Source organism: Algibacter aquimarinus (genome assembly GCF_039543265.1).
In the GTDB taxonomy this organism is placed as follows: domain Bacteria; phylum Bacteroidota; class Bacteroidia; order Flavobacteriales; family Flavobacteriaceae; genus Algibacter_B; species Algibacter_B aquimarinus.
This window is the reverse complement of the sequence record NZ_BAABJK010000013.1, coordinates 1-5,570: the sequence shown is the minus strand read 5'-3', so window position 1 is coordinate 5,570 and position 5,570 is coordinate 1. Positions and strand designations below refer to the sequence as shown.

8 protein-coding genes are annotated in these 5,570 nt (G+C 29.8%); all 8 read right to left on the bottom strand.

Translation table 11 applies throughout. The annotated features are described in order from the left end of the window. Positions 1-248: 248 nt before the first annotated feature. The 8 genes from ABD939_RS15530 to ABD939_RS15495 all read right to left on the bottom strand — a co-directional run bounded on the left by ABD939_RS15530 (position 249) and on the right by ABD939_RS15495 (position 5,371). Positions 249-551, bottom strand: a complete 303-nt coding sequence (locus ABD939_RS15530; protein ID WP_345170480.1) for a type II toxin-antitoxin system RelE/ParE family toxin — start codon at positions 549-551, stop codon at positions 249-251. After that, positions 548-790: a type II toxin-antitoxin system ParD family antitoxin gene (locus tag ABD939_RS15525; protein WP_345170478.1), complete on the bottom strand. Its 243-nt coding sequence runs from the start codon at positions 788-790 to the stop codon at positions 548-550. Before ABD939_RS15525 ends, ABD939_RS15530 begins: the two co-directional genes overlap by 4 nt. 194 nt (positions 791-984) lie before the next feature. Beyond that, positions 985-1,371 carry a hypothetical protein gene (locus ABD939_RS15520; protein WP_345170476.1) on the bottom strand — a complete coding sequence of 129 codons (387 nt, stop codon included), beginning with the start codon at positions 1,369-1,371 and terminating at the stop codon, positions 985-987. 162 nt (positions 1,372-1,533) lie between these two features. Then, positions 1,534-2,160, bottom strand: a complete 627-nt coding sequence (locus ABD939_RS15515) for a hypothetical protein (RefSeq protein ID WP_345170474.1) — start codon at positions 2,158-2,160, stop codon at positions 1,534-1,536. Positions 2,161-2,324: 164 nt separating this feature from the next. Continuing rightward, a complete protein-coding gene (locus ABD939_RS15510) occupies positions 2,325-2,870 on the bottom strand; it encodes a hypothetical protein (protein WP_345170472.1) in 546 nt (181 codons plus the stop codon). Between the two features lie 152 nt (positions 2,871-3,022). Further along, positions 3,023-3,415, bottom strand: a complete 393-nt coding sequence (locus ABD939_RS15505; RefSeq protein ID WP_345170470.1) for a hypothetical protein — start codon at positions 3,413-3,415, stop codon at positions 3,023-3,025. After that, positions 3,408-3,899 carry a hypothetical protein gene (locus tag ABD939_RS15500; RefSeq protein WP_345170468.1) on the bottom strand — a complete coding sequence of 164 codons (492 nt, stop codon included), beginning with the start codon at positions 3,897-3,899 and terminating at the stop codon, positions 3,408-3,410. Before ABD939_RS15500 ends, ABD939_RS15505 begins: the two co-directional genes overlap by 8 nt. 209 nt (positions 3,900-4,108) lie before the next feature. Then, positions 4,109-5,371 (bottom strand): hypothetical protein, encoded by a 1,263-nt coding sequence (locus tag ABD939_RS15495; protein ID WP_345170466.1) that lies wholly within the window; start codon positions 5,369-5,371, stop codon positions 4,109-4,111. Positions 5,372-5,570 lie beyond the last annotated feature (199 nt).

Below are 5,570 nucleotides of genomic sequence, written 5' to 3'. Positions count from 1 at the left end.
TATAATATAAAAATATACTTCGGAAAGAGTCATTTCAAATGTATGCTAACGGTCTCGGCTAAGCGTAGTGCGGGTTTAAGGAAACCTTTTGTTTCCGTTTGCGCACTAAGCTAAAGCTTTTGGTTTAGTTTTTATTTTTCCTGTCCAAAGCTAAATCCCAAAGATTTAGCGACATCATAAATATACGCAGACCATTCGATTCAGACCAAAACCCCGTATTACGTTTAGCCATTGTTGTGTGCAGTTTTTTATTTCAGTCGTTTTTTAATATCCATTCGTTGGTGCAAAATTCTAACTATTTCCACAATATCATTTTCCACTTTTCTATAAAAAATCAAATGGGATTGTATTTTAGTCACTCGATAATTCTTTCGAGTTTGTTTTGCTGACTTTCCTGTCATAAAGTTGTCAGCAATAAATTCAATTTCCATAATTATCAAGTCGTAATATCTGTCAGCTTGTTCTTTAGACCATTTATTAAGGGTATAAATCCAAATTTTATCTAAATCCTCAATCGCTTGTTGACTTATGCGATATTCGTTTTTGCTCATAAGTGCTTACGATGTAATTCTTTCAGATGTTGTTTTGGGTCAAAGTTTTCAACAAATCCACTATCTTCGCCAACTTCGAGAGCTTTAATCAGTTCTCTTTCCTTTTTTTCTTCACGTTCTAACAAACGTAAAGCAGAACGAATTACTTCGCTAACCGAACCATATCTTCCAGAGTTTACTTCTTCTCTTATAAAATTCTCAAAATGATTTCCGAGTGATATTGATGTGTTTTTTCCCATTTTTAGACTAAAATTTTTTCAAATATACCAAATCTTGGTAACGTAGCCAAATTGCACACAACGTGTTTGTATATGGTTTGTTGCGTGTTTAAGCATCTAATTTAGCAAATACAAACCAAATAGAAAATCCGCGAGGATTTTCGTAAGTTGGCTAGAATTAGCAATAAATTATATACGGTGTTGCCCACAGTATTTTATTCCGCTGTTTTCATTGGAATATTAAATTCGTAATTTTCTTCTGTTTTTTTTCCAAATCTAACTTTCACGTTCAAAGTATCATTTTCTAGATAATTATTTGGAACTTTAATTTCAGTTTTCAGCGTTCCGTCTTTTGTTTCGAGTATCCGAATTCCAGCACCATAAACAGAAAAAGTATTAATTTCTATATTGGTTAACACAAAATTCGTTTCAGTCGGCTTATCATATTCCAAATAGTCATTTCCGTTCAGTATTTGAATTTCGACTTTTTGATTTCCATTTTCATAAACTAATTCAGTTTTTTCAGTCTTAGAATTTCCGCAACTATACATAATAAAAGTCAGAAATATGATGATAGATTTCAATAATATATTTTTCTTCATAGAGATTGGTTCATATTGTGGGCAACGTGTTTGTGTATGGTTAGTTGCGTGGTTAAGCAACTAATTTAGTAAACAAATATGAACTCGAGAAAATTCCGAAGGAATTTTCCAAATTGGCAACGACCAAAGCAATTAATTATACACGGTGTTGGCAAATCGTTTTTATTTAAAATACTTTTCGGCATTTTTCCAAATCTCATATTTACCATGCTCTCCTAAATAATAATAGAATTTTCCATCAGGTTTAATGAGAATATAATTTCCATATCTTACATCGTAAGGGAAAAATAACTTTTTGAATAAATTTTCTTTATCTGCTACCCAATTAATTTTTTTAGAATGATTGTATTCGAGATTATCGCATTCAGGTGAGTTTATCCAAAATTGATTAATATTTGCGATTTTATGCAGTTTTTTTAGATAATCTCTATGTAAAACATTCCATCCTGATTTTAAGGTAGTATTTTTATCCTTTTTCGGAAATGGTGTTAAGTAATTAATTACAATATTTTGAGACGAGTCAATTTGCTTATCAGTCAATTCTGTTAAGTATGATTTCAGATTCTCAAAAGTACTTTTATCGATTTGTCCGAATTTTTGTCGAGTTACTAATAGAGCTATTTGTGTTGTATCGTTCTCAAAATATAAATCCAAATTTTTACTATAATCTTTGGTTTTAATGAACTTTTGTTTACTTATTTCCTCTCCACTTTCATTGTAGAAAACTATTGGTTTTTCTTGTCCAAAAGTCAAACAAGTAAATAGGATAAATGCAAATGTTAATCTCATAGTTTGTTTTTCAGCTTAAATGTTTGCCAACGTGTTCGTGTATGGTTAGTTGCGTACAAGTACGCTATTATTCTTTGTTAAGCAATATACTAAAAAGTAGGGAAGGACCGTCGTCTTAACCAACTAGCGCAGCAATTAAATATACACGTTGTTGGCTAACGTTTTTAATTTTCTATATTCTCAATTCTTATGTCTTCTAATTCTTCTAGTTTTAATTCAGGTGTGACTTTTTCATCTTCTGCTTTTTCTTCAGCTGTTCTTAAGTCAGTACATTGTTTAGATTCAGCTCTTTTATGAAATTCCATTAGAGTTTTCTTCTTCCATAATTTTAAATTAGCAGAATCAATTTCTTCATAATCAAATTCCGCTTTATTCAATTCATACTTATCAAAACCCCAAGTACTCATTAGAACAACTTTATTTGATGAATGTTCTATTGTTACTAAAGTATCATTGTCCGTAAGTATTTTTGTTCCGTTTTTAAGTTGGTATGAAATTAAATTATCACCTAATATTTTATTTCCAAAAATTATAATTTCATCTGGTCTTGACGTAACCAATATCATCATATATTGATCAGTAATTTTGTACTCAATATAACTTCCATCTTTATTACATCTATTCCATGTTCCGATTGCAACATGCTTTTCAATTGATTTTTGGCAACCAAAAAATAAAAAAATAAGAAATATGTTTAATAGGTATTTCATTCCGTAAATGTTTGCCAACGTGTTTGTGTATGATTTCGTTGCGTGGATTAGCACGTAATTTAGCAAATAAAAACCGAATAGAAAATCCGCGAGGATTTTCGTAAGTAGGCTATAACTAGCAATGAATTATACACGGTGTTGTGCGTTCGTTTTTATTCTTTTCCGAACATATTTTCATATTCCTTTACGTGATTTGGGAATTCCTCTTCGTAAAAAGGATAACTGATTCCTAAAATTGAAATTTCATATCCATCTTCTTTCATTCCCGTAATTGCATTTCCAGCAACTCCTTTTATTTCCAGTCCATCTTGTCTAAATACTTTTAAACCAGATATTACTTGAGTGTCGATAAATTCAAATTCTGGGTCGTCAGTATTTATAACAATATTGTTTTTCAAACAGTATTCTTTAAAGAATTCGTATGGCGATTCAATTCCGTTAAACTCAATCAGTCCAAATGCAACTCCCATTGGTGCATCAGCTTTCTCTAAATCAGAGTAGCCAATTAATTTTCCATCAATTTCTATCAGATATTTTTTATTCATCTCTCTCGTACTTTTCTGATATTTCATTAATAAAATATTCGGCAGGGAAACCTCTTAATTCCATAAGAATTTGAATAAATGGGTCAAGAAAAAAATAACATTCGTAAAGAATTTTTCTTTTTTCTTTAACCAAATTCAGAACTTCAATTCGTCCATCTCTTGTTAAAATTTTCTCTCCTTGATGGTTTAAAAATCTATGAATTAAATAATTTCGAGCATCTAATGCCTCTTCCAACCTTTCAATGAATCCATCGCTAACCTCAATTAGTTTTCTTAATTGTCTCATTAAAGTTCCTAATGTTTTTTTAGAAATGTTGAGCATATATTCGTCAATTTCCTCATCCTGATTTTTATTTGTGAAGTCAAAATCTTTTCTTGAGAGAAGCATTAGAAATCCAATTGCATATTCTAATCTTTGAGAATCGAGCACAGCAAGACCTAAAATATCTGTAATTGGTTTAATTTCTTTCTTATCAATCTGCATAGTTTATCAAATGACGCACAACGGTTGGGCTATGGTTAGTACGGGAATTAAAAGTAGTAAACTTTCGATTAAGCACTTAGCCAAAACTTTTTATTTTGTTTTATCTTTTTTGTTATAAAGCCAAATCAAAAAGATTTGGCGTACTTAGTTAAAAGCTTTAAACTTTGGGTTAAACACCAAACCCGTATTAACTATAGCCATTGTTGTGCTTAGTTATTTTCTTTACTTTCAATTATAATTGTTCGAGCAATTTCGCTAATCATTTCTATTTCAATTCTTAGTTTGTCAATATTATTAGGTGAAGGGTTAAATGGAACTGCTTTCGATTCGTCAAAATCTGGATTTGAATGAACAATTGAACATCTTGTTGAATAAATACGTTTCGTTAATTCACCAAAGAAATTTCCATCTTTTTCAAAGTCTATTGCGGGTAACACAAGAGGTTTTACACAATCAAATATTAGAGATTTGGAAAAGTGGTCAATTAATTCTAATTCCTCAATTGATTCTTTTAACTCTTCTCTTTTAACGTATTGTTTTAAAACTCTTTCAATTTTTACTTTGTCATTGGTGTGTCTATCGTTTTCTTTTTTGAATAGATTAATTGCAGAAGTAACATATTTATCCGTTTTTAAGTGAAAATCAGGTTTTAATAAAATCTTTTTAACCTCTTTAGATACTAAGTCATAAGCACTTTTGTCTGAAAAATATTCAATAATATGATAATAACAAATAAATTTAAATGGTAAGAAATCAACTTTTTCAGCAATATGAAAGTATTGAATTAATTCTGGAATATATTTTTTATAAACCAAATCAATTTTTTCATTTGGCAATTCAGCTTTTTTCTTTCTTCGTCTAATAAATCTTCTTAATAGCCCATCAATATTAACAGTTTCAAGAGCTATGTCATAATTATATTCGATATCGAATAAAACAGAGTTTATAACATTTCGGATATCGTTTACAATACCATCAGGACTTTCTTTTTTGTAGCCTTCTATTTTTAAAATGGTCGGTTTTCTTCTTGAATATCTGAAAGCACCACGAACAAATTGAAGGAATTTCGGCAATAGATTATCCTGTCCAATTTCTAAAAGAATATTTAAGTTATTTCTATGGTAATTCATGCCAACATTAAAAACTACAGTTTTATTAACTTCATCATCAATTTCTATATTCCTAAATGAAGTTCTGTATGAAATGGAAGTTAGTAATACTTCAATTGTGTTGTTGTAACGGATTGCTAAAAAATCAGGAAAAACAAAAATGTTTTCTTTTAAGATTTCTGAAACTGAATCTATTTCGTGGTCAGGTTTAACAACTATTTGGAATTCTGAATTTCCTTTAAAACCTGAAATATATATTCTATCCTCTTTTCTTATATCATCTTCAGCATAGAAAAATTCGTGCTCTTTTGACTCGAAATTTAAATCGGGAAAATCTTTTTTTAGAAGCTCTATTTTTGTCATTAGCGTTTTTTTCTAATTAAGCACAACGTTGTTGTGTATGGTTAGTTGCGTGGTTAAGCAACTAATTTAATAAACAAATACGAACCCGAGAAAATTCCGAAGGAATTTTCCAAATAAGAACTTGCCAAAGCAATTAATTATACACGTCTTAACTTAGCAATTCACTAAATTTCATATATAATCATAAAGAACCAAAGAG

Bases quoted from the DNA above. Each gene is read 5' to 3' on its own strand.
- ABD939_RS15530 (WP_345170480.1), bottom strand. From the start codon at position 551: ATGAGCAAAAACGAATATCGCATAAGTCAACAAGCGATTGAGGATTTA.
- ABD939_RS15525 (WP_345170478.1), bottom strand. From the start codon at position 790: ATGGGAAAAAACACATCAATATCACTCGGAAATCATTTTGAGAATTTT.
- ABD939_RS15520 (WP_345170476.1), bottom strand. From the start codon at position 1,371: ATGAAGAAAAATATATTATTGAAATCTATCATCATATTTCTGACTTTT.
- ABD939_RS15515 (WP_345170474.1), bottom strand. From the start codon at position 2,160: ATGAGATTAACATTTGCATTTATCCTATTTACTTGTTTGACTTTTGGA.
- ABD939_RS15510 (WP_345170472.1), bottom strand. From the start codon at position 2,870: ATGAAATACCTATTAAACATATTTCTTATTTTTTTATTTTTTGGTTGC.
- ABD939_RS15505 (WP_345170470.1), bottom strand. From the start codon at position 3,415: ATGAATAAAAAATATCTGATAGAAATTGATGGAAAATTAATTGGCTAC.
- ABD939_RS15500 (WP_345170468.1), bottom strand. From the start codon at position 3,899: ATGCAGATTGATAAGAAAGAAATTAAACCAATTACAGATATTTTAGGT.
- ABD939_RS15495 (WP_345170466.1), bottom strand. From the start codon at position 5,371: ATGACAAAAATAGAGCTTCTAAAAAAAGATTTTCCCGATTTAAATTTC.